Annotated in this window: 29 protein-coding genes; 14 read left to right on the forward strand and 15 right to left on the reverse strand. The window is 27.7% G+C overall.

The features are described from left to right. The first annotated feature begins 60 nt into the window (after window positions 1–60). The 8 genes from ACJJVK_RS06440 to ACJJVK_RS06475 are packed head-to-tail and all read left to right on the forward strand — an operon-like array spanning window position 61 to window position 6740. Complete coding sequence (locus ACJJVK_RS06440; RefSeq protein ID WP_405564323.1) at window positions 61–1248, forward strand: molybdopterin molybdotransferase MoeA; 1188 nt, start codon at window positions 61–63, stop codon at window positions 1246–1248. Beyond that, complete coding sequence (locus ACJJVK_RS06445; RefSeq protein ID WP_405564325.1) at window positions 1245–1520, forward strand: hypothetical protein; 276 nt, start codon at window positions 1245–1247, stop codon at window positions 1518–1520. Before ACJJVK_RS06440 ends, ACJJVK_RS06445 begins: the two co-directional genes overlap by 4 nt. Further along, on the forward strand, window positions 1520–1996 hold the full coding sequence (moaC, locus tag ACJJVK_RS06450) for a cyclic pyranopterin monophosphate synthase MoaC (protein WP_405564328.1): 477 nt from the start codon (window positions 1520–1522) through the stop codon (window positions 1994–1996). The genes ACJJVK_RS06445 and moaC overlap by 1 nt, the downstream gene beginning before the upstream one ends. After that, window positions 1989–3098: an NTP transferase domain-containing protein gene (locus ACJJVK_RS06455; protein WP_405564330.1), complete on the forward strand. Its 1110-nt coding sequence runs from the start codon at window positions 1989–1991 to the stop codon at window positions 3096–3098. The genes moaC and ACJJVK_RS06455 overlap by 8 nt, the downstream gene beginning before the upstream one ends. A 2-nt stretch (window positions 3099–3100) precedes the next feature. Next, on the forward strand, window positions 3101–3403 hold the full coding sequence (locus ACJJVK_RS06460; protein ID WP_405564332.1) for a hypothetical protein: 303 nt from the start codon (window positions 3101–3103) through the stop codon (window positions 3401–3403). 22 nt (window positions 3404–3425) lie between these two features. Next, entirely contained in the window at window positions 3426–4502 is a 1077-nt protein-coding gene (locus tag ACJJVK_RS06465; protein ID WP_405564335.1) for a HesA/MoeB/ThiF family protein, read from the forward strand. Beyond that, entirely contained in the window at window positions 4492–4968 is a 477-nt protein-coding gene (locus tag ACJJVK_RS06470; protein WP_405564337.1) for a hypothetical protein, read from the forward strand. The genes ACJJVK_RS06465 and ACJJVK_RS06470 overlap by 11 nt, the downstream gene beginning before the upstream one ends. A gap of 2 nt (window positions 4969–4970) precedes the next feature. Then, window positions 4971–6740, forward strand: coding sequence for a MutS-related protein (locus tag ACJJVK_RS06475; protein ID WP_405564340.1), 1770 nt, complete (start codon window positions 4971–4973; stop codon window positions 6738–6740). 124 nt (window positions 6741–6864) lie between these two features. Here the strand turns inward: ACJJVK_RS06475 and gldD are convergent, their stop codons facing one another. From gldD to mutY, 6 genes are all read right to left on the reverse strand, one after another. Continuing rightward, the gene (gene gldD / locus ACJJVK_RS06480; protein ID WP_405564342.1) at window positions 6865–7419 is read right to left on the reverse strand and encodes a gliding motility lipoprotein GldD; all 555 of its coding nucleotides are present in this window, start codon (window positions 7417–7419) and stop codon (window positions 6865–6867) included. Continuing rightward, entirely contained in the window at window positions 7412–8743 is a 1332-nt protein-coding gene (gldE, locus tag ACJJVK_RS06485; protein ID WP_405564345.1) for a gliding motility-associated protein GldE, read from the reverse strand. The genes gldD and gldE overlap by 8 nt, the downstream gene beginning before the upstream one ends. Before the next feature lie 20 nt (window positions 8744–8763). Continuing rightward, window positions 8764–9201 carry a single-stranded DNA-binding protein gene (locus tag ACJJVK_RS06490; protein WP_405564348.1) on the reverse strand — a complete coding sequence of 146 codons (438 nt, stop codon included), beginning with the start codon at window positions 9199–9201 and terminating at the stop codon, window positions 8764–8766. Between the two features lie 9 nt (window positions 9202–9210). Further along, window positions 9211–9507: a type II toxin-antitoxin system RelE/ParE family toxin gene (locus ACJJVK_RS06495; protein ID WP_215994066.1), complete on the reverse strand. Its 297-nt coding sequence runs from the start codon at window positions 9505–9507 to the stop codon at window positions 9211–9213. Next, window positions 9507–9752, reverse strand: coding sequence for a hypothetical protein (locus tag ACJJVK_RS06500; protein WP_215994067.1), 246 nt, complete (start codon window positions 9750–9752; stop codon window positions 9507–9509). The genes ACJJVK_RS06495 and ACJJVK_RS06500 overlap by 1 nt, the downstream gene beginning before the upstream one ends. Window positions 9753–9816: 64 nt before the next feature. Continuing rightward, complete coding sequence (gene mutY / locus ACJJVK_RS06505; RefSeq protein ID WP_405564353.1) at window positions 9817–10860, reverse strand: A/G-specific adenine glycosylase; 1044 nt, start codon at window positions 10858–10860, stop codon at window positions 9817–9819. Between the two features lie 141 nt (window positions 10861–11001). Between mutY and ACJJVK_RS06510 the strand changes: the two genes are divergently transcribed. Further along, on the forward strand, window positions 11002–11292 hold the full coding sequence (locus tag ACJJVK_RS06510; RefSeq protein ID WP_015481675.1) for an HU family DNA-binding protein: 291 nt from the start codon (window positions 11002–11004) through the stop codon (window positions 11290–11292). 285 nt (window positions 11293–11577) lie between these two features. Further along, entirely contained in the window at window positions 11578–13122 is a 1545-nt protein-coding gene (locus ACJJVK_RS06515; protein WP_215994069.1) for an Rne/Rng family ribonuclease, read from the forward strand. Window positions 13123–13207: 85 nt separating this feature from the next. Here ACJJVK_RS06515 and ACJJVK_RS06520 read toward each other — a convergent pair whose 3' ends face one another. Both ACJJVK_RS06520 and glpQ read right to left on the reverse strand, forming a co-directional pair. Next, window positions 13208–13741, reverse strand: a complete 534-nt coding sequence (locus ACJJVK_RS06520) for a hypothetical protein (protein ID WP_215994070.1) — start codon at window positions 13739–13741, stop codon at window positions 13208–13210. A gap of 75 nt (window positions 13742–13816) precedes the next feature. After that, window positions 13817–14788, reverse strand: a complete 972-nt coding sequence (gene glpQ, locus ACJJVK_RS06525; protein ID WP_405564358.1) for a glycerophosphodiester phosphodiesterase — start codon at window positions 14786–14788, stop codon at window positions 13817–13819. Between the two features lie 54 nt (window positions 14789–14842). On the opposite strand from glpQ, the gene ACJJVK_RS06530 reads away from it, so the two are divergent. Further along, on the forward strand, window positions 14843–15061 hold the full coding sequence (locus ACJJVK_RS06530; RefSeq protein WP_405564360.1) for a hypothetical protein: 219 nt from the start codon (window positions 14843–14845) through the stop codon (window positions 15059–15061). Here ACJJVK_RS06530 and ACJJVK_RS06535 read toward each other — a convergent pair. Continuing rightward, the gene (locus tag ACJJVK_RS06535) at window positions 15058–16032 is read right to left on the reverse strand and encodes an endonuclease/exonuclease/phosphatase family protein (protein WP_405564363.1); all 975 of its coding nucleotides are present in this window, start codon (window positions 16030–16032) and stop codon (window positions 15058–15060) included. The genes ACJJVK_RS06530 and ACJJVK_RS06535 overlap by 4 nt on opposite strands. An 801-nt stretch (window positions 16033–16833) precedes the next feature. Here ACJJVK_RS06535 and ACJJVK_RS06540 point away from each other — a divergent pair. The 3 genes from ACJJVK_RS06540 to ACJJVK_RS06550 all read left to right on the forward strand — a co-directional run bounded on the left by ACJJVK_RS06540 (window position 16834) and on the right by ACJJVK_RS06550 (window position 19021). Next, on the forward strand, window positions 16834–17175 hold the full coding sequence (locus ACJJVK_RS06540) for a hypothetical protein (protein ID WP_405564364.1): 342 nt from the start codon (window positions 16834–16836) through the stop codon (window positions 17173–17175). Window positions 17176–17292: 117 nt separating this feature from the next. Further along, complete coding sequence (gene hflX / locus ACJJVK_RS06545; protein WP_405564374.1) at window positions 17293–18504, forward strand: GTPase HflX; 1212 nt, start codon at window positions 17293–17295, stop codon at window positions 18502–18504. A 319-nt stretch (window positions 18505–18823) separates the two neighbouring features. After that, window positions 18824–19021, forward strand: coding sequence for a hypothetical protein (locus ACJJVK_RS06550; protein ID WP_405564376.1), 198 nt, complete (start codon window positions 18824–18826; stop codon window positions 19019–19021). Window positions 19022–19027: 6 nt separating this feature from the next. Here the strand turns inward: ACJJVK_RS06550 and ACJJVK_RS06555 are convergent, their stop codons facing one another. From ACJJVK_RS06555 to ACJJVK_RS06580, 6 genes are all read right to left on the reverse strand, one after another. Then, window positions 19028–20143, reverse strand: a complete 1116-nt coding sequence (locus ACJJVK_RS06555) for a CNNM domain-containing protein (protein WP_405564378.1) — start codon at window positions 20141–20143, stop codon at window positions 19028–19030. An 86-nt stretch (window positions 20144–20229) separates the two neighbouring features. After that, window positions 20230–21135, reverse strand: a complete 906-nt coding sequence (locus tag ACJJVK_RS06560) for a DUF3078 domain-containing protein (RefSeq protein WP_405564380.1) — start codon at window positions 21133–21135, stop codon at window positions 20230–20232. Window positions 21136–21202: 67 nt separating this feature from the next. Beyond that, window positions 21203–22063 (reverse strand): DUF3078 domain-containing protein, encoded by an 861-nt coding sequence (locus tag ACJJVK_RS06565; protein WP_215994079.1) that lies wholly within the window; start codon window positions 22061–22063, stop codon window positions 21203–21205. A gap of 32 nt (window positions 22064–22095) precedes the next feature. Further along, a complete protein-coding gene (locus ACJJVK_RS06570) occupies window positions 22096–22602 on the reverse strand; it encodes a DUF2480 family protein (protein WP_215994080.1) in 507 nt (168 codons plus the stop codon). Between the two features lie 138 nt (window positions 22603–22740). Continuing rightward, complete coding sequence (locus tag ACJJVK_RS06575; protein WP_215994081.1) at window positions 22741–23061, reverse strand: DUF59 domain-containing protein; 321 nt, start codon at window positions 23059–23061, stop codon at window positions 22741–22743. A gap of 36 nt (window positions 23062–23097) precedes the next feature. Then, a complete protein-coding gene (locus tag ACJJVK_RS06580; protein WP_405564384.1) occupies window positions 23098–23523 on the reverse strand; it encodes a SufE family protein in 426 nt (141 codons plus the stop codon). Window positions 23524–23556: the final 33 nt, after the last annotated feature.

Genomic DNA, 23556 nt, shown 5'->3' on the forward strand with positions numbered 1-23556 from the left:
TGTGATAGTACACATAACAATTACACAATTCAACATATAAACGATTACACGTTATAATCAATGATTTCAGTTAAAGAAGCAAAAAATATTATTTTAAACTCAACCCAAAATTTTGGAGTTGAAGAAATTCCGTTTATAAAATCTGTAGGTAGAATTTTAAAAGAAGAAATTAGGGCTGACAGAGATTTTCCGCCATTTAATAGAGTTTCTATGGATGGAATTGCAATCAATTATTCGTTTTTTAAAAAAGGACAAAGAGATTTTAAAGTAGAAGAAATTCAAGCTGCAGGAAGTAAGCAATTATCTATGCAAAATGCTGAGAATTGTATTGAAGTAATGACAGGTGCTGTTTTGCCAAATAATTGTAATACTGTAATTCGTTATGAAGATGTAACTATCAAAAATGGAGTTGCAACTATTAATGTTGATGTTATAAAAGATAAACAAAACGTTCATGATAAAGGAAAAGATGGTAAAGTTGGTGATGTTTTAATTAAAGAAAATAAAATTATTTCAGCTGCAGAAATAGGTGTTTTAACAACCGTTGGAAAATCGTTTGTAAAAGTTGCAAAACTACCAAAAGTGATGATTGTTTCTACAGGTGATGAATTGGTTGGCGTAGATGAAATTCCGTTAGAACATCAAATTAGAAGAAGCAATGTTTTTACATTGGTTTCATTGTTAGAAAGATTACATATTTCTTCAGAAACTGCTCATATTACAGATGATAAACCAATTTTAAAATCTAAAATTGAAGCGTATTTACAAGAATATGATGTTTTGCTTTTTAGTGGAGCAGTTAGTAAAGGTAAATACGATTTTTTGCCAGAAGTATTTGAGGAATTAGGAGTAGAAAAATTGTTTCATAAAGTAACTCAAAGACCAGGAAAACCTTTTTTCTACGGAAAAACGAGTGATTGTAATATCTTCGGTTTTCCAGGAAACCCGATTTCAACTTTTGTAAATTGTCTAGCATATTTTTATACTTGGTATCATAAATCTGTTGGATTAGAAACCAAAGAAGAAACTGCAATTTTAAATGCAGATGTAACTTTTAAACCTAATTTAACTTACTTTTTACAAGTACAATTAGATTATAAATTCGGACATTTAGTTGCAACTCCAATTAAAGGAAATGGTTCTGGAGATTTAGCAAGTTTGGTAAATACGGATGCTTTTATTCAATTACCAAATGATAAAATAGAGTTTAAAAAAGGAGAGAGTTTTTCTGTAATTAGATATAGATGAAATTAAATCTAAAGAAAACACCAGTCTTATTTTTATCAATCATCCTAGTTCCTTTATTTTTTTGTGGAGCTTTTTATTATTTATTAGTTGAGAATAATGGAGGAATGGCTTTAGCAGGAGCAATATCCCTATTTGCTTTAATTGTAAATTTAATTATATTGATAATTGAACAATTGATATTAAAAAACATTTTTAACTTAAAGAAAATATGGATTGCAGAAATAGTTTTAATTTTATTAATCATATTATTTACAATTATATTTAGTGACTAATGAGCAACTTTACACACATCAACCAAAAAGGAAATCCTAAAATGGTAAATGTTTCTGATAAGAAAATTACCAAAAGAACTGCCATTGCAAAAGCAACAATGTTTTTAGGCAAAGAAGTGATTGCTCATTTTACAAATGATGAGTTAATTACCAAAAAAGGACCTGTTTTTCAAACGGCAATTATTGCCGGAATTCAAGGTGTTAAAAAAACATCAGAATTGATACCTATGTGTCATCCTTTATTAATTAATGGAGTAGATGTTGATATTGAAATTATCGATTTAGAAAATATTGAAGTTCTTTGTGAAGTTACGATAACTGGTAAAACTGGTGTAGAAATGGAAGCGTTAACAGGTGCAAATATTACTTGTTTAACCATTTATGATATGTGCAAAAGTATCAGTCAAAAAATGGTGATTAAAGAAGTGAAATTATTAGAAAAAACAGGAGGAAAATCTGATATTAAAAATGGTTAAAAAACACAGTAAACACACAAATTTAGAAAGAAGAAATAACGATAATTTTGCTCCTAATGAAATTGCTATTCTAGGTACAAATTGTAATAATATTTCTGATTTAGTAACAAAAGTTTCTCAAAAATTATCTGATTATAATTTAGCGTATTTTGATGCTTCACACGCAAAAAATGTTGAGGAGAATAAATTATCTGAATATGTTTTTCATCATCAAGGAAATTTGCAGATTACAACTTCTGGTAACATCAATAAATTTCAACAGAGATTAGATTTTGCGCAGTTTGATTATGTTTTTATCAACGGAAATCATTATCAAGGAGCAAAACAAATTTTAATTTTAGATGAAGCTAAAGAAGCTTCTGTGTTAAAAAGATTAGAGCAGTTAGATCGCATTCAGTTTGTGGTAAAATTAAAATCAGAAACTAAATATTTTGACTTTTTAGTAGAGAAATATCCGCAGATAAAGAATATTACTTGTTATACAATTGATGAAGTTGATGAAATTGCAAATCATATTAATAATTTAATTCAAGAAAAAATTGCACCTGTTAAAGGTTTGATTTTGGTTGGCGGAAAAAGTACAAGAATGGGTACAGATAAAGCTGAACTCAATTATTTTGGAAAACCTCAAAAAGAAACAGCTAAAGAATTGTTAGAGAATAATAATTTAGAAACTTTTTATTCAGTTCAAGAAGGTAGCAATGAAAATGAAATATCAGATAAATTCTTAAACCTAGGACCTTTTGGAGGCATCTGTTCTGCTTTTCAAAAAGACCCGAATTCAGCTTGGTTTGTGTTGGCAACAGATGTTCCTTTTGTAAATGAAGAAATCATTCAATTAGTTTTAAAACATAGAAACCCAAGTAAAACTGCTACAGCAATAAAGGGAAAAGGGAAGCAATTTGTAGAACCTTTGATTACTATTTATGAGCCAAAAGCATATCCAATTTTATTGCAATATTTAGCACAAGGTTATTCTTGTCCTAGAAAAATGTTAATCAATTCTGATGTAAAAATTGTAGAAATTGATGACGATTTTATTAGAAATATAAATACTCCAGAAGAGTTTGAAGCTGCTAAAAGTGAGATTCAAAAAAAGTAAACATGTTGTATTTTACACTAATGATTTTTGTTAAAGAAGGTAAAGAAGAAGTTTTTCATCAATTTGAAAAGTTGTCACTTCCAATTTTAGAAGATTATAATGGAAAACTAATTTATAGACTAAGACCAAATAAAGAATCTTTTATTTCTGCTCAAGAAAAACTACCTTATGAAATTCACTTTTTATCTTTTAATACTGAAAATGATTTTTTAAACTTTACAAAAGATAAAAAAAGAAATGACTTTTTACATCTTAAACAAGAGTCTATTAGCTCTAGTTTATTAATAAAAGGAACAAAATTATAATTGGTAAGATACTTAAATTAGAATGTTAAAAAATCAACTTTTTAAACGTCAAATTACTTTATCAGAAATTGGTGAAATTGGGCAACAAAAACTACAAAACGCATCTGTTTTGGTAGTGGGTTGTGGAGGTTTAGGAAGTCCGATTGCAGTTTATTTGGCATCAAGTGGAATAGGAAGAATACATTTGGTAGATTTTGATACTGTTGATATTACAAATCTGCACAGGCAAGTTTTTTATTCTTTAGAAGATGTAAATCAACCAAAAGCAAAAGTTTTATCAGAATTTATTAAAAAAAGAGCACCTTTTACAGAAGTTAATTTTACAAACAAACCTATAACAAAAGATAATGTTTTTGAGTTGATAGAAAACGCAGATATTATAGTTGATGGTACAGATTCTTTACCCACAAAATACTTGTTAAATGATGCTTGTGTCATTAAAAACAAACCTTTAGTCTATGGTTCTTTGTATAAGTTTGATGGTTATGTAGCTACTTTTAATGTGTTGCAAAAAGATGGAACTTATTCTGCAAATTTAAGAGATGCTTTTCCTGAAATGGCAACAGATATACCAAATTGCGAAGAAGCAGGAACTTTAAATGCTATTGTTGGCATAATTGCGACTACGCAAGTAAATGAAGTTTTAAAATTGATAACAGGAATTGGAAAACCACTAACAAATGAGTTGTTAATTTACAATTCGCTGCAAAACACACAATTGAAAATGAAACTAAAAGCATCAACTATAAAGGATAAAATTGCCAAATTATTTAAAGTTCAGACTTATGTAGATGCTGCTTGTTCTGGTCAAAATCCTGATTGGCAAATATCACCATCAACCTTAAAAGAAAAATTAGGTAGTGAAAACCTGGAAATTATTGCGGTTTTAAATAATTTAAAATTGCCTTTTACTGTTAATCAGACCATTCATATTAATAAATTTGATGCAGATAAAATAGAAGTAGATTTTAATAAAACCTATGTTATGGTTTGTCAAAGAGGTTTTAACAGTTATAGAGCTACAGAAAGGTTAAAAAAGAAGTATCCAAAATTAGAAGTGTTGAGTTTAACAGGTGGTATTTCATCTTATGGAGAATAAAAATGTTATTATTTCTTTTGGTAAAAGATCTCTTTTTAATCGGATTTTGTCTTCTGTTTTTTATGCTGCAGCAATTTATGTTTTAGCTCTTTTTTTTATTAGAAAACCATTTTCCTTTTCCGAAAGTTACGTAATCTCTTTTTTGCATATACTAGAGTTAGAAATCTATATAATTGGCTTTGCTTTGCCTTTTTCTGTTTCAGTTTCTCATCATTTTAATTTTAAAGAGATGAAATACAGAAAGTTTTATTATGTTGGACCAATAGGTTATGGCTCTTGGAAAAATCTTAGGAAATTAGATAGAGTATCTACTTTTTTAAATTCTAGAAAAGAATGCGAAGTTAATATTTGGGATGAAAGAAATAACAGGTATAAAATTGCTGCTTTTGATAAAATTGATAATGCAGTTATTTATGGTAGAGATTTAGCCGGAAATTTAAAAATTAAATTTTTAGAAAGAAATTAAGAATGAAAAATCCTTTAGAATTTTATAATCAACAAAAAGAAGAACTAGAACATGAAGCTTCTAAACTTAAAACAAAACTTATTAATTTAGGTGTTTTTAGATTGGTTGTTTTTTTAGTTACAGCCTTTTTGGTTTATCTTACTTTTGGCAAATATCCAGATGTTTTTATCATTGCTTTTTTAGGTGTTTCACTCTTTTCTTTTTTGGTGATAAAATACATCAACCTAAAAAGAGAAAAGGCAATTGTTGATCAAAAAATAGAGATCAATAAAACAGAAATTAATGTTTTAAATGGCAATTTTTATCAATTAGAAACAGGTAAAGAATTTATAGATCCATCACATTTTTATAGTAATGATATCGATTTATTTGATAGAGGTTCTTTTTTTCAGTATGCAAACAGAACTGCTACTTTTGATGGTAAAAAAGCATTAGCAAACCTTTTTACAGATAATAATATTGATGCTATTATAGCCAAGCAACATACTATTAATGAGCTTTCTGAAAAAGTAAAATGGAGACAACATTTTTCTGCTTTGGCAAGTTTGGTAACTGTAAAAAACACTTCGAAATCAATTGTAAATTGGTTAGGGAATTACACTTCAGTTTTTCCTAATTATTTAGCTAAAATACAAATTGGGTTTTCTGTAATTTCTTTACTGTTATTGGGTTTAATTTCTTTCGGATTTTTATCTTTTTCTTACTTAACTGCTTGGTTTTTTATCGGACTTTTTATTACTGCTATGTTTCTAAAAAAAACGAATAATTTATATGTAGAAACTGATAAAGCCAGAGAAACTTTTAAGCAATATCATCAATTATTAAATGAAATTGAGAACGAAAGTTTTACTGCTAAAAACCTAGTAGAGAAACAAGCAATTATTCAATCAGAAAACAAAAAAGCATCAACAATATTTAAAGAATTTTCTAAAATTTTAGATGCTTTTGATAATCGAAACAATATTGTAATTGCTGTTTTTGGAAACGGACTTTTTCTTTGGGATATTTTAAATGCTTGTAAAGTAGAAAAATGGATTGCGAACTACAAACACACAGTAGAAAATTGGTTTGAGGTTGTTGCTTATTTTGATGCTCAAAATTCATTAGCAAACTTTAAATTCAATCATCCAAAATTTGTGTTTCCAGAAATTTCATCAGAAAAAGAGATTATAAAATCTACAAATTTAGGGCATCCATTATTAAATGCTAATAAAAGAGTTGATAATGATTTTTTTATTGATGATGAGCAATTTTTTATTATAACTGGTGCAAATATGGCTGGTAAAAGTACTTTTTTAAGAACGGTCTCTTTGTCTATTGTTATGGCAAATTGTGGCTTGCCAGTTTGTGCAGAACATTTTAAATATCATCCTATAAAATTAATTACAAGTATGCGAACTTCTGATTCTTTAACAGATGATGAATCGTATTTTTATTCTGAATTGAAACGTTTAAAGTTTATTGTAGATCAAATTAAAACAGAAAAATATTTTATTATTTTAGATGAAATTTTAAAAGGAACCAATAGTAAAGATAAGGCAATTGGCTCTAAAAAGTTTGTTGAAAAATTATCAAAATCGAAATCTACAGGAATTATAGCAACACACGATGTTAGTTTGTGCGAATTAGAAAATGAGTTTACTGATATTAAAAACTACTATTTTGATGCAGAAATAATTAATGATGAATTGCATTTCGATTACACCTTAAAAAACGGTGTTTGTAAAAACATGAATGCTTCTTTTTTGTTGCAAAAAATGGAGATTGTTTAAAATTTTAGACAAAAGAGAATAGACTTGAGATTTCTCGAAAATCAACCAAAATAGAGATAAATATATAAACTAAGACTTTTACAAAGATTGGAATCCTTTCCCTTTGATAAGGTTAGGAAGGGCTTTATTCCCACTCCAAACTTTCTACTAATTTTAAAATATCTTCTTTAATGTAAGCAACTGCTGGTAAAATTGAATCGTAATTTGGTTTTGCGTAGAAATACAAAGATCCTTTTATAAAATGATTGGTACTATCTGTTACGTGAAACTGTAGGTGAGAAGCTGCATTTCCTGTAATTTCGTATAAGCTGCCAAAAGTTCTTTTTTCTGGGTTTATAAAATCTTTTGGTATTATTTGTTCTGCTTTTACAGCGTGTTTAAAAACTAATTTTTCAGCTTCTGTAAGTAATTCTTTTATGTTGTTTTTTACAGGTCTGTAGGTAATATCAATAGAGGCTTTTAAATCTGGATATTTTATTTTTAACCAATTGTTTTTATCATCAAATATGGTTGTACTTTTTAAAACATCAAAAGAATAAGGTCTAGAAACGGATAGCTTTTCATAATCTTTAGCAGGGTATTCTAAACTTAAATATGCTTTAGGTTTTGGTAAAACATCATCATTACAAGAAATAAAGAGAATAAAGATGAGAGAAAAGAGAAAAGAGATTTTACGCATTTCTGGTTGCTTTTACTTGTTTAATGCGTTTTTTATCTAACGCTTCTATGGTAAACGTATAATTCTTGAAGTTTATTTTCTCTCCTTTTCTTGGAAATTTACCAGATATTTCTAAAATAAAGCCAGCTAATGTTTCACTTTCGCCTTTTTCTTCTTCAAAAATTTCTTCGTCTTCATCATCTAAAACTCTACAAAAGTCTTTAATTGTAGTTTTACCTTCAAAGATATAATTGTTTTCATCTATTTTAGAATATTGTAAATCATCATCATCAAACTCATCATTTATATCGCCTACAATCTCTTCAATAACATCTTCTAAGGTAACTAAACCACTTGTACCTCCATATTCATCAACCACAATTGCTAAATGATTTTTACGGTCTCTAAAATCATCTAACAAATCGTCTAGTTTTTTATTTTCTGGCACAAAAAAAGCTTCACGAACTAAATCTTGCCATTTAAAAGTATTCTTATTTAAGTGTGCTAATAGATCTTTAGCATATAAAACACCAACTATATTATCGATGTTTTCTTTATAAACAGGGTTTCTAGAATAACCGTTTTCAAGAATTTTATTTAAGACAACTTCGTAAGATTCTTCATCAGAAAGTGCAAAAATATCTATTCTTGGTTTCATAATTTGCACAGTTTCTGTATTACCAAAATTTACGATTCCTTCTAAAATTTTCTGTTCATCTTTTGTAGTTGCACCTTCTGAAGTAAGTTCTAAAGCTTGCGATAAAGTTTCTACTGAAAAATTAGAATTTTTATTACCTAATTTCTTTTCTATAAACTTAGTTAATGTAATTAATGGTAAGCTAAAAGGTGTTAAAATTACATTTACTCCATTAATGAATTTTGCCATTAATTTAGAAAATTTCAATGCATTTCTAGACGCATAAACTTTTGGTAAAACCTCACCAAACAAGAGAATTAAAAAAGTTACTAAAACAATTTCTATTAAAAAACGAACAGGAACTTCGAATAAAATTAGGTTTAATTGATAATCAAAATCAGCAAATATTGTTTCTGCTAAAGAGGCAAATAAGAGTACAATTAAAATATTTATAAAATTGTTGGTAATTAAAATTGTTGCCAATAATTTTCTAGGTTTATCTAATAAATCTACAATTATGTTTTGTTCTTTGCCTTCGTTAGAAAGCGAATCTAAATCTGTTTGTGAAAGAGAGAAAAAAGCAACTTCTGTGCCTGAAATTAATGCAGAACTAATAAAAAGAAAAATTAATGCAAGAATATTTAGACCTACAATAAAATCTATAGAAGTAAATATTAAGAGTAATAAAGGTTCAGGATCTGGGTCCAAAATTTAAATATTTTGATTAATTAAAAAGGTAAATCGTCATTTTCTTCTGGTGCAACAGTTTTAGTTTCTGGAGCAGAAGGTTGTTGGTTTTGCTGAGGATTATTAGCGTTAGCACTATTGTTTTTGGTAGATAACATTGTCATTTCGTTTACATGCACTTCAGTAGAATAGCGTTTTATGCCATCTTGCTCCCACTGACGGTTTTTTAATTTACCCTCAACATAAACTTTATCACCTTTACTAAGGTATTTTTCGCAAACTTTAGCCAAGCCATTTCTAACTACAATATTATGCCAATCTGTATTTGTAATTTTTTCTCCAGTTTGTTTATTGGTATAACTTTCTGATGTTGCAATAGGAAAACGACCTACACAATTTTGATCATCAAAATAATGCATTTTTACTTCATCACCTAAATTACCAATTAAAATTACTTTGTTTATTGTACCTGCTGCCATAGCTTAATTTTAAAATATTTTAGATAGTTTATCAGGATTTTGTTTACTGTTAAACACATCAATAATGATTACTTTATTAGTTTTTCTTTCGTAGATTATTTTATAACTCCATTTAGGAATAAATCGATACTTGTCATCATCTATAATTAGTTCTCTAGAAAAATCAAAACGTTCATCTTTTAAAGAATCTCCTAATTCTAGTAAAGAATCAAAAACGTGTTTTGCGTTTTTTGGGCTATCTTCATAAATATAATCATAGATTTTAGCTAAAGATTGCATAGATTTAGAAGACCAGAAAACTTTCATTATCTATTTAAAACATAATTTCTGACTTCTTCAGAAGTATATGTTTTTTCTCCAGCCTCAACGCTTTCGCTAATTTTGTTTAAATGCGCTTTGTATTGTTTTTTTGTTAAACCTTTTCCATCAGCAGTATAAATAACAAATTCATTTAATGAACTTTTTTTAAGTTCATCAATTTTATTGAGCATCTTTTCATCTAGATTATTAATCCATTTAGCGAGCTCGTCTCTTTTTGCTTCTACATTCATGACTAATATTTATGTAAATATACTAAAAACTCAAAAAATAAATCTTAAAATAAGTTAACATCGATTACTTTTTAGGTTGATACTCTTTTAAAAAATTAGCGATTAATACAGGTACAGGATATTTTTCTATATCAGACCAATTTATTTTTGCTTCGGATGAAGTAGCTGTTTCTACAATCCAGAATTGTGTATGTAAATGTTGATGAGATAATTTATGAACAATCTCCTTTTTATTGAACAGTGAAATTGTTGTTTCATTAGGAAAAAGTGCTACAAATTCATCAGAAGAAATCAATTCATTTTTGTTGATGTTTTTATCGCTTTCAACTAATGGGAATTGATACAAGCCCTGCCAAATACCTTTTCCTTTTCTTTCTGACAGAATCGTTTTGTTATCATTTGTTTTTATCACCAAAAAATTAAAATAACGATTTCTAACTTTTACTTTTTTCTCTTTTACAGGCAAAGTTTCTATCAAGTTTTTTTGAAGTGCAACACAACCATCAGCAAAAGGACAAAACATACACAATGGTTTTTTAGGTTTACATTGTATAGCACCAAAATCCATAATAGCTTGATTAAATGTACCTGGTTGTGTTTCGTCTATTAACGTTTGTGCTAATTTTTTGAACTCTTTTATACCTGCAGATGAATTAATAGGAGTGTCAATACCAAAATATCTAGATAAAACACGATACACATTACCATCTACAACTGCTGTTGGTTCATCAAAACAAATAGAAGCAATTGCTGATGCTGTATAATCGCCTATTCCTTTTAATTTTATAATCTCTTTAAATGTTGATGGAAACTCGCCATTAAAATCACTCGCAATTTGTTTTGCAGTAAAATGTAAATTTCTTGCTCTAGAGTAATACCCTAAACCTTGCCACATTTTTAAAACAGTGCTTTCTTCTGCTTTTGCAAGGTCGAAAACTGTAGGAAAAGTGGAGGTAAATTTTAAGTAATAAGACAAACCTTGTGCAACTCTTGTTTGTTGCAACATAATTTCTGATAACCAAATATAATAAGGATTTTTAGTTTTGCGCCAAGGCAATTCTCTGCTGTTTTGTAAATACCAGTAAATTAAAGTGTTAGAAAAAATCATCGATTAAAAATAGAAATGCAATATTACATTTTAAAATTCACATAATTTTAGTTGTTTAAATTTTTGGAATTGATTAATTATCATATATTTGCATCCGCATTTTTGAAAGTAAATTAATAAAAATATAATAAAAGTAGAGACATGACGAAAGCAGATATCGTATCAAAAATTTCAGATAAATCAGGGATCGAAAAGACAGATGTTTTAGCAACTGTTGAGGCGTTTATGACTGAAGTTAAGGACGCATTAGAAAATGGAGATAATGTTTATTTAAGAGGTTTTGGTAGTTTTATTATCAAAACAAGAGCAGAAAAAACAGGTAGAAATATTTCTAAGAATACAACTATTAAGATTCCAGCTCACAATATTCCAGCTTTTAAACCAGCTAAAACTTTTACAGAAGGAGTAAAAAATAAAGTAGCTGTTAAATAACAAAATACTAATCTAAACCTTAACAGGTTTAAAAACATCAGAACATTATGCCAAGTGGTAAAAAAAGAAAGAGAGCAAAAATCTCTACACACAAAAGAAAGAAAAGAGCTAGAGCAAATAGACACAAGAAAAAGTAAGCGTTAGCTTACTTTTTCGTTTATAGTTTAGCGAAAAGAATTACAAGTTCATTGACATCGAGGTTACACAAACCTCAAATGGTATTACAAATACCTGACAATATTAATCCATCTGCACAAAAAAGTGCAGTGTTAAAACCAGTTCAGTATGAAAACAGAATTAATAATTCGTTCAAATTCATCTGATATTGATTTTGCCTTATTAAGAGATGGAAAACTTATTGAATTAAATAATGAAACAACTGATAACAAATTTTCTGTTGGCGATATCTTTTTAGCCAAAATAGGAAAAGTGTTAACAGGTTTAAATGCATCATTTGTAAATGTTGGCTATCCAAAAGATGGTTTTTTACATTATCATGATTTGGGTGCACAAGTAAACTCATTAAATTCGTTCATTAAGAAAGTAAGCACAGGTAAGTATAAAGATTTCACTTTAAAAAACTTTCGAAAGGAAGTAGACATTAACAAAGACGGTAGTATTAAAGATGTACTAAAAACAGGGCAAAACTTGTTAGTACAAATAGTAAAAGAACCAATTTCTACAAAAGGACCAAGATTAAGCTCTGAGCTTTCTATAGCTGGTAGATATTTAGTTTTAGTCCCTTTTTCTAATAGAGTTTCTGTATCTCAAAAAATAGCAGATCCTAAAGAAAAAGAACGTTTAAAAAGGTTGGCAAAAAGTATTAAACCTAAAGGTTTTGGAGTAATTTTAAGAACTGTAGCTCAAGGTAAAATGGTTGCAGAATTAGATAAAGACTTACAAAACTCTTTAGAACGTTGGAAAACAATGTGTAAAAGAATACCTAACACAAACACACCAACAAAAATTTTAAGTGAGTTAAACAGAGCATCTTCTATTTTAAGAGATGTTATGAATGAAACCTTTACAAACATTGTAACAAATGATGAGACTTTGAAAGTAGAAATTAAGGAGTATTTACAAGAAATTTATCCTGAAAAGGAAAACATTGTAAAACTACATAGATCTACAACTCCTATTTTTGAAAAATACGGAATTGAAAGACAGATTAAAACATCGTTTGGAAAAACTGTTTCTATGAGTAAAGGCGCTTATTTAGTTATAGAGCACACAGAGGCTTTACACGTTATTGATGTAAATAGCGGAAATCGTTCTAATAAAGCTGGTTCTCAAGAAGATACTGCATTAGAGGTAAATTTAATTTCAGCCACAGAAATTGCACGTCAATTACAATTACGTGATATGGGTGGTATTATTGTTGTTGATTTTATTGATATGCACAAAGCTGAAAACAGAAATAAATTGTTTCAGCACTTAAAAGATCAAATGGCTTTAGATAGAACAAAACACAAAATTTTACCTCCAAGTAAATTTGGGTTAGTTCAAATTACAAGACAAAGGGTTAGGCCTGAGTTAAGTATAAAAACTACCGAAGACAACCCAAATATAAATGGACAAGTAGAAGCTCCTATTGTTTTGTTAGACAAAATAGAGGCTGATTTAGAAAAACTTATCTTTAAACTAGAAAGTAATAAATCAACAAATAAAAAGATACAATTACATATTCATCCTTTTATTGCTGCTTATTTAACAAAAGGAGTAAATTCAATTCGTTTTAAATGGTATTTAAAACACAAAAAGTGGATTACAATTATACCTAGAGATGCTTACACATACTTATATTATAAATTTACTACTGTAAAAGAGTAACCTATATAATAAGGCAATAATTTATTATCAAAAAACCCCACAATTTTTAATTGTGGGGTTTTTCTATTTTATATAAATCTTAATTTTAAGACCAAGGTTCTTTGTTAACTTCTAACTGTTTTTGGCTTGTAAGCAAGGCTTTTTTATTTTGTTCTGTTTCTCCAATTTTTAAACAAGAGTATAATAAAAAACTAATTTCTAAGTCCTTTTTATCTAATAATAAGAGTTTTATAGATTCTTTAAAGTTTTCATCAGAAAAAGATTCATCAAATTCTGCAATCTTAATTTCGTTTTTATAAATAGATATTCTCTTTTTATAATGAATGTTAACTGCATAAGTAACTCCATTAATATTAATAGAATAAATGGTTTTTCTATTGTTTTGAGAAATCAGTTCTATAATTGCAGCATTGTTATTCTCTATGCTAAATACCATTTTCCATTTCCAAAATTGAAACTTTTTTGTAATTTTATAAATGATATTTTCCTCTTTATTAAAAACCTCACAACCAAATTTACCAAAATCCATAAACCAACTAGAAATATATTTTATTTCTGTTGATAAATAAGTAATTAAAGTATTATTGTTGTGTTTTATTGTGTATAAATGTAAATTCATAGGGAGCAATATTAGTTCACAAAAATAGAATAACTAAAGTAAAATTGAATTATTTATATGATTAAAATAACGCCTTTATTTTCTTAAAAATGCAATAACTTTATCAGGGAAATCTGTAAAAGCACCATCTACATTAGCATCAATTAAAAGTGTTTGCATCATTTCTTTAAAGGATGAAAACTCTGCTAAATCATCTGCTCTAAAAGTATAAGGATGCACTTTTAAACCTAACTCATGGGCATCATCAACAAGTGTAGTAAACGTAAATTTATCACCTTCTTTTTTACTTAGAATTTGTCTGTACCAAGGGCCAATACCATCTGCATAAGTTGCAAAATGTGCTAATTGTTTTGTTTCTTCTTTAAACTCCATTAATTGAACCAAAAATAATTTAGATTTTAATTCTTTACGAATTCTTTCTAATTCTTTGGCATTAAAACACTGTAATATACAGTTGTCTTTTTTGGTTTTGTAACCATAATCAGAAAGAACTTTTAAAACAATTTCGGTTAAATTTTTATTTTCTTTTTGATGAAATTCTGGCGCTTTTATCTCTGGATAAATTCCAATATTTTTACCTGTAGATGTATTTAAACCTTGTATTAATTCTATTTCTTCTTGTAAAGAATGTAGCTTAAAATTGCCTTGCCAAATAGGAAAGCGATTCGAATATACTTGTTTGCCAGTTTTAGGATTAAATCGTTCTGAAACTTTTAGTATTTTTAATTCATCAAAAGTAAAATCGATAACATAATAACGATTATCACTTCTTTTTCTTTCTGGGAATTTTTTGGCAACATCTGTTACATCATCCAAATAAATATCATGAATTACAATAGGTACATTATCTTTACTTAATACCAAATCTTGCTCAATAAAATCTACATTCATTGCATAAGCCATTGCTTTTGATTGCAAAGTATGCTCAGGTAAATATCCAGAAGCTCCTCTGTGTGCTATGACTATTTTTTTGCTCATTGGTTTTAATTTTTGATGTGTTTTTTTACATCCAAAGATAATTATTAATAAAAGTATTATTTTCTTCATTCTTTAAAAGTATAACTTTTGTAGTTTTGCGATATGAAGTTAGCGTTAAAAATAATGTTTATTGTCTTTTTACTTTGGATGATAGTAGGAATATATCTTATTAACACAGAACATGAAAAAGCCCAAATTGTTATGGGTTTAGGCGTTTTGTTTTTGTCTTTTTTATTTATGCCTTTGTTTATTTATTATAGATATAGAGATGGTAAATACAAGAAGTATATTCTAAATGATGAAAAAATTTTGAATGCTTTTAAAGGTGTTAAAAAAGATTAATCTTTCTTTTTTAAAAAAGCATATACAGGGAAATGATCTGAAAAACCACCTTTATACCAAGGGCCAATATAAGTTCTAAAAGGGCTTCCTTTGTATTTGCCTTTGTAAATTTTCATCCACTTTTTATTAAAAACTTCTGCATGTTTAAAGTAGCTTTTACCCTCTTTTTTTTCTAAGAAGTTTTTAGAAAATATTATTTGATCAAATAAGTTCCAATTACCATTATAAGTTAAAGTACCATTGCCTTTTGCTAACAAACTTTTCATAGGATTGTAAAAATCATCTTTAACCAAAAAATCTTTTACACTTGTACTTGTAGGATCATCATTAAAATCGCCCATAATTATAATTTTTGGGCTCATTTCTTTACTTTTTATTTCTTCGATAATACCTCTTGCAGTTTCTGCAGCAATAATTCTTTTAGGTTCAGTTTCTAGGGCACCTTCTCTTCTAGAAGACCAATGATTTACTAATATATGTACTAACTCACCATTTAAATTTCCACTAACTTTTAAAATATCTCTGGTGTAATCTCTTTTGCCTCTTTCATCTTTTAAATAAACAGGGTAAGTTTCAGAATCAATCAACTCAAAAGCAATTTTATTGTATAATAAAGCAACATCAATTCCACGTTCATCAGGCGAATTATGATGTACAAAACCATAATGATGTTTTTTTAAATAAGATGAATTTGCCAAATCAGAAACCACTTTTGCATTTTCAACTTCTACCAAACCTACAATTGCAGGCGGATATTTAGATCTGTTTAAACCCAATTGAGAAATTACAGAACTCAGTTTTTTTATTTTAGAATCATAGCGTTTATAGTTCCATTTGTTTCTTCCTTTAGGTGTAAAATCATCATCCGCAGTTTTAGGGTTGTCTATAGTATCAAATAAATTTTCTACATTATAAAATGCAATTGTTGTTATATTTTTTTTCTGTTTAGATGATGATAGTGTTGGAAACATATTTTTTACTTTATTGTAAAAATAGACAATTATTTTAGGGCATTCATAACTTAAACCTCTAGTTTTATTAACTTTCAAATAACTATAAATAATAATTACTATTATAAATTTGTAGTGATTAAAATTTGAATTTGGCTATAGAAAGAATTAACTGAATAAGTACGAAATTTAAAATAGCTATAAAATCCTCAATTTCATTGAGGATTTTTAATTTTAATTATAAATTAAACACTAAAAATTGCTTTTTAAGCAATTTTTAACTTTAAGTAAATGTTTTATTAACATTAAAATCAACTCAAATAAATAAAAACATTTTATTTTTGCATAAATAAAAATTAACTATTAAAAAGAAAGAGTATAAGAAAAAAAAAGAAGTGTAAAAAATTTGAATTAATTAGTTAAAACCTCAATGTAAATTGAGGTTTTTTCTATTTATATAGCTTTTGTTCTTTGTAATTCTACAAGATGGTTTCCTAATTTTTTATTCAAATAAAATAATTTTCACAAATAATTTTTATACTCTTAATGTTAAATTAATCTAAGATATTGCATTGTTTTTATAAGAATAAGGTAATTGCTTAAATTACTCTTACAATCTTTATTTTCTATTATTAATACAATTGTATTTTAATAATTATTAACACTTTTTTGATAGTTTATCTTCAATGTTAACCCTTTTAAAAAAGTACCCAAACTAACTGAAACTACATGTTTTTATAACATTTACTTTAGCTTTTAAAATTATACTTCTATTAATTTTACAGTGTTAAATAATAATACCTAAAAACAAAATATAATAAAATGAAAAAGCTATCTATTGTAATTTTACTAACTTTTATGACTGTGTTTTCTACTTTTTCTAATAATGATGAAAGAGTAAAAAAAGAGGTAAATAATCGATTAAGAATTAAGATTGAAAACTTATTAGGAGACTATCAAAATATTTTAGATAATACAGAAGAAAAAGCTTCTATTAAATTTATCATTAATAGACAAGGAGAAATTATTGTGTTATCAGTTAACACAGAAAAAGAAAACATAGCTAAGTTTATAAAAAGAAAATTAAACTATAAAGTGGCTACAATTAAAAATGTAAAATTTTTAAGAACCTATACACTACCTGTAAAGTTTGTGAAAGAGTAATATTTTTTTAAAATATTTGAATTTGAATTGGTTAATTAAAGCTTTTAGCTTAGCCTCAACAATTGTTGGGGCTTTTTTGGGTTTTAAAATAAAGAATAGTTTGTATTTTTGTATTATATGATAGATCAAAAAGAAGCCATTTCAGAAAAAGCTGTTTTAATTGGTGTAATTACACAACAGCAAGATGAAGCAAAGTCTACAGAATATTTAGATGAGTTAGAGTTTTTAACATCAACTGCAGGTGGAGTTGCTGTAAAACGTTTTGTGCAAAAAATGGAAAGACCTAACCCTAAAACATTTTTAGGCGCTGGTAAATTAGAAGATGTTAGAGCTTATATTCATTCCAATCATATTGGTACTGCCATTTTTGATGATGAATTATCGCCAGCACAATTACGTAATATAGAGAAAATTTTAGATTGTAAAATTTTAGATAGAACCAATTTAATTTTAGATATTTTTGCTCAAAGAGCACAAACAAGCTCTGCTAAAACTCAGGTAGAATTAGCACAAAGCGAATATTTATTACCTCGTTTAACGAGACTTTGGACACACCTTGATAAACAGAAAGGTGGTATTGGTATGCGTGGACCTGGAGAAACAGAAATAGAAACAGATAGACGTATTATTCGTGATAAAATATCTTTACTAAAAAAACGATTAAAAGTCATTGATAAACAAATGGCGGTTCAGCGTAAGAATCGTGGTAAAATGGTTCGTGTAGCTTTAGTTGGGTATACCAATGTTGGTAAATCTACCTTAATGAACGTAATTAGTAAAAGTGATGTTTTTGCCGAAAATAAACTTTTTGCAACCTTAGATACCACAGTTCGTAAAGTGGTTATTAAGAATATTCCGTTCTTAATGACAGATACTGTTGGGTTTATTAGAAAATTGCCAACACAATTGGTAGAGTCTTTTAAATCTACCTTAGATGAAGTTCGTGAAGCAGATTTGTTGTTACATGTGGTTGATATCTCTCATCCTAATTTTGAAGATCATATTGCTTCTGTAAATGATATTTTAAGAGATATAAAAAGTGATGACAAACCTACTTTAATGGTATTTAATAAGATTGATGCTTATCAACATGAAATAATTGATGCAGATGATCTAGAAACCGAAAAAGGAAAAGAACACTACACTTTAAAAGACTGGAAAAAAACCTGGATGAATAAAAATGAGGTTGAATCTATTTTTATTTCTGCTTTAAATAAAGAAAATCTAGACGATTTTAAAGACAAAACTTACGAAGAAGTAAAGAAAATACACATTCAACGTTTTCCTTATAACGACTTTTTGTACTATGAGTATAAAGAGGAGGAATAGTTTTTTTAATATTAGCTGTTTTAAACAGCTAGTAATTTTATTTTTAATAATATTCTTGGTTTCTGGTTTTTCTAAAAAATCTGTTTTTAGAAAAATACAGAAACCCTCTGTTTTAGTTTTACCTCCCTATGATTTAAATGCCAATGGAGGTTTTTCTCCTGAAATATAAGATATATTAGAAACAAATTTTAGCAATAATTTTGAAATAATTCTGATAAATTTTCCTTTCAAGAAACTTATACAGGTTCCATATCAAAATGTATACGATAAAAAATATTGTAAATTAATTTCAGAAAAAATAAATGTTGATTTTATAATAATGTCGAAAATTGACCTAAAAGATATTCTGAAACAGAATAAAAAATGGGATTTAAATTTTAGAATTTATAATGTTAAAGAAAATCAACAAATAGATTCTAAATTAAAAGGTAAAGATTTGTCTTATAATCAAATAGAAGATAAAATTCAAAATAATTACCAAATTTTGGTTGATGAAATGTCAGGATTCAAAAAATAATTATTTTTATCCTTTTTTCTCTTCTTCAATAATACCCATTCTTTTGGCACGGTTTTCCCAAGATTTTCTTGCATAAGATTGTAAGTCTGCAATATTATCGGTTTCGTCCATAATTTCTAAACCTAATAAAGTTTCAATAACATCTTCTTGAGAAACTAATCCGCTTACAGAACCATACTCATCTACAACTAAAGCAATATGTTCTTTTTCTTTAATCAATTTATCAAACAAATCTGCAATAGATAAATCTCTGTTTGTAATTAGAATATCTCTTCTAATTGTTGCTAAAGTTTCAGAACCTTTACCATTAATTATAGCTTCTAATAAATTATCTTTTAAGAAAAAACCTGTAATTTCATCTGGATTATCTTTAAAAACAGGAATTCTAGAAAAACGTAAATTTTTATGATCGTTGTAAAAAGCTTGTATAGTTTGGCTTTCATCAGCAGTTTCTAAAACCGTTCTTGGGGTCATTACATCATTTACTTTTATCTCTTTAAAACCTAAAAGATTTCGAATTACTTTACTTTCATTCTTTTGAAAAACGCCATCTTTTTCAGCCATTTCTGTCATTACTAAAAAGCCTTCTCTACTTAAAATACTTCCATGGCCTTTACCACCAATTAATTTTGTAGTAAGCTGTAAAACCCAAAGAATACCTGTCCATTTTAAAGGAAATATCATAATGTTTAAGGCTTTAGAAGTAAAGTTAGATAATTGTTTCCAGTAAGTTGCACCAATGGTTTTTGGTATAATTTCTGAAGCTACTAATATTAGAATTGTCATTATTGTAGAAACAACACCAACCATTATATCTTCTGTAAACTCAAAGCCTAAAATACTACTTGTGGTAGTTCCGTACATTTCTGCGTAAGCAACTTTTGCTTGTACACCTACTAAAATTGCACCTACAGTATGTGCAATTGTGTTAATTGTTAAAATAGCAATTAAAGGTTTGTCTACGTCTTTCTTTAAAGTTTCTAATTCACTTGCGTAACTTTCACCTTCGCTCTTTTTTAGGTTGATAAAAGTAGGAGTAATACTTAATAAGACTGCTTCTAAAATAGAACACAGAAATGAGAAAAAAATAGATATTGTTGCGTAAATTATTAATAAGGTCATCCACAGAAATTTAAGTTACAAAAGTAATTAAAATAAAAAACCTCAAGAATTTCTTGAGGTTTAATATATATTATTTTTTTATTTAATTAAAAAGCATAGCTTAAACCAAATAACCAGTAAGATTGTAATTTGTTATCTTCTGCGCCTAAATCTACTCCTTGAAAGTTTGCTGCTTCTTGTTTGTTGTTTCTTAAACCAAGCTCGAAACCTAAACCAATGCCTTTCCAGATTGTGTAACCAAAAGAGTTGGTCCATGTCCAGTTAGATAAATCACCATCTTTATAGCTTTGAAACATAGATAAGTTAGATTTTACGCTTAAACCTCCATATTTATTCGTATAATCTGCTACAATCTTTGCACCTAAAGAAGATTCAAAAACAGTATCTCCACTACTAAATACAAAATTGTAGTTTCCAGGGTGTATAACTACTACTAAATGGCTTGTTGGTGTCCAAGTTGCACCAGCACCTAAATCTAAATAACCAGGGTCATTAAAATTGTCTAATAATGTTGTTCTGTATTCACCTAAAGCAGAAATTGCCCATTTTTTATTTAATCTTTTACCATACAAAGAAGAAATTGTAAAAACGTCTGTTGCTGTTTCGAATTTATCAGAATCTGTAGGGTCGTCTTTATCATCAATTTTAACCCAACCTAAATTAATTGTACCAGAGTTTCTCCAGAAAAAATCTTCTTCAATTAGATTTGCAAATCCGTTAACAGTAATACCAATATTACCTGCAGCCGTATTTGGGGCAGTTCTTGCATACCAATTGTTAAAACCAGATAAACTAGCACCAATAGTACCAAAAGCACCTTTTCTCCAGCCAGGTAATGCATCAATTTTAGCTTGTAAAGCTTTTACTTCTCCTTGTAATTTAGCAATTTGAGCTTTTTTAGGAGCTTGTTCTTTTTTTAATTCTTCAGCAGTTTGTGCATTTGCAGTAAAGCTAATGCATACTAATAATAGTAGAATAGAAAGTTTTTTCATTTTTTTGTTTTTACTTTTAAAAAATAAGCGTGCAAAAATACACTTTATTCTTTAGACAATAAATTTATTAATAAGTCACTTTATCATGAAAATTATAATTAACACCTAAGCCAAATAATTGTTTAAATTGAATTCTACTAGAAGCATTATCATCAATAATAGTATGAAAAGTCATAAGCATTTTAATAGATTTGTTTACTGTAAAACGAATATTTGTTTGATAATCAGTATCTATATTGCCAATGTTTGCTAAATAATCAGAATAAAGCGTTAAGATATTTTCCATCTGAATATTTTCCATCAATTTAAATTTATAATAGCCAGATAAGTTAAAACCTAAACTAAAGGCGGTATTTCTACCATCATCTACACCAAATTGACCAGAAAAATCATCGTTAACAAAAGTGTATCTTGCAGTTCCTGGTGCAATATTAACATTTAAATTGTCCGATTTTTTCCATAACATACCAGGTCCAAAAGTTAAATATGCAGGCGATAAAAAGTCAGAAACAGCAACTTTAGGCTCAACATTGTAATTAAAACCCTCTGAGTATTGTGATTTAAAATTGCTGATAAAAGAAAAAAACCAATATGTGGTTGTTTTAATACCAAGTACAGAATTTAATTCGAAACGATCGTCCGTTTTTCTCCAACCATTTTCGCTTAAATGACTTAATCCGTAACTGGTTATTAGTCTAGTATCCCAGTTCACGTTATTTTTTTTGTAATTAAAATCGTAATTCACGTTAAAGTTACTAGCTATTGTATTTTCTCCTCCTGAAGACCAATTAGAAAATGAAGATTGATTAAAAACAAAAGTAAATTTGCCATTAATTTTCCATTTGGGTTGTGGTTCTTCTTTTTTCTTTTTTTGAGATAAAACGCTTACAGAGCTTAAAAAGAAAAGCAATAGCAATAAATTTTTCACGATATAAAACTTTAAATTACACAAAAATAAAATTAATTTTTAGACTTATAAAGAGGTACTGTTGAGCAAGCTTCGCCAAACATAATTGACTTTGCAATAGGTTGTAGTTTTTCAATTAAAAAAGCAAATGCTGATGCTGGTATAGGTTTTTCTGCACAACCTTTTATAATTACAGGCTTATTAGCAAAATCTCTTAAATCTAAAAAACCAATTAATTCTTGATATATTACAGTTTCTAATAATTCTAAATCGCCAATTACTACTTTATTTGCAAAAGGTATTAATTCTGAAGCGACTAGCATAAAAGCCCAAGAAGGCACAATAGCATCTACAGAACAATTTACAGCTACAAAAGAATTTTTGTACTGTTCCCAATTATGGTTTTTTACTGAATCTCTAAAGTCTTTTTCTTTTAGAATTAACTCTTCATAAAGCCAATCTTTAATATCAAACAAAACTCTTTTTCCTTCAGGATAAATTTCTTCTAAATCAAAAGTTTTTAGTTTGCTATTGGCAACTCTATTTATAATTTCTTCCATTTTTCTTTAAGTTTCAAAGTTTCAAAGTTTCAAAGTTTCAAAGTTTTTTTAGTTTTGAATACTGAATACTGAATACTGAATACTGAATACTGAATACTGAATACTGAATACTGAATACTGAATACTGAATACTGAATACTAAAGCATACCTAATTCTAGCTTTGCTTCTTCACTCATCATTTCTTGAGTCCAAGTTGGGTCGAAAGTAATTTCTACCTCACACTCGTTTATCTCTTTTAATGTTTTTACTTTATCTTCAACTTCTACAGGTAAAGTTTCTGCAACTGGGCAGTTTGGAGATGTTAAGGTCATTAATATTTTTGCATTGTTTTCATCAGAAACAAAAACATCATAAATTAAACCTAACTCGTAAATGTCAACTGGTATTTCTGGATCAAAAATGGTTTTTAAAACTCTTATAATTTTATCTCCTATTTCTTCTAGTTCTTTGTCTGTCATTCTGTTGTTGTGTTATTCCTAAAATTATTAGGAAACTTAATTAGCTAATTTAGTTTGTTGCGCAATTGCGTACATTTTTATCTGTTTTACCATAGAAACTAAGCCGTTTGCTCTTGTTGGCGATAAATGTTCTTTTAAGCCAATTTCATCAATAAAATTTGTATCAGCATTTAAAATATCTGTTGGTTTTTGTTCAGAAAAAACGCGCAATAATAATGCCACAATTCCTTTTGTTAAAATAGCATCACTATCTGCTGTATATTTTATGGTATCGTTTTCTAATTCAGAGTAGAGCCAAACTTTAGATTGGCATCCTTTTATTAAGTTTTCATCTAATTTGTATTGAGCATTAATAATTGGTAAAGATTTACCTAATTCTATAATGTATTCATAACGCTCCATCCAATCATCAAACATAGAAAACTCATCAATAATTTCTTCTTGTATTTCTTTGATAGTCATTTTTAAAACTTATTTTTGCCTTTTGTAATTTAT

Source organism: Polaribacter sp. Asnod6-C07 (assembly GCF_045063625.1).
GTDB lineage: Bacteria > Bacteroidota > Bacteroidia > Flavobacteriales > Flavobacteriaceae > Polaribacter > Polaribacter vadi_A.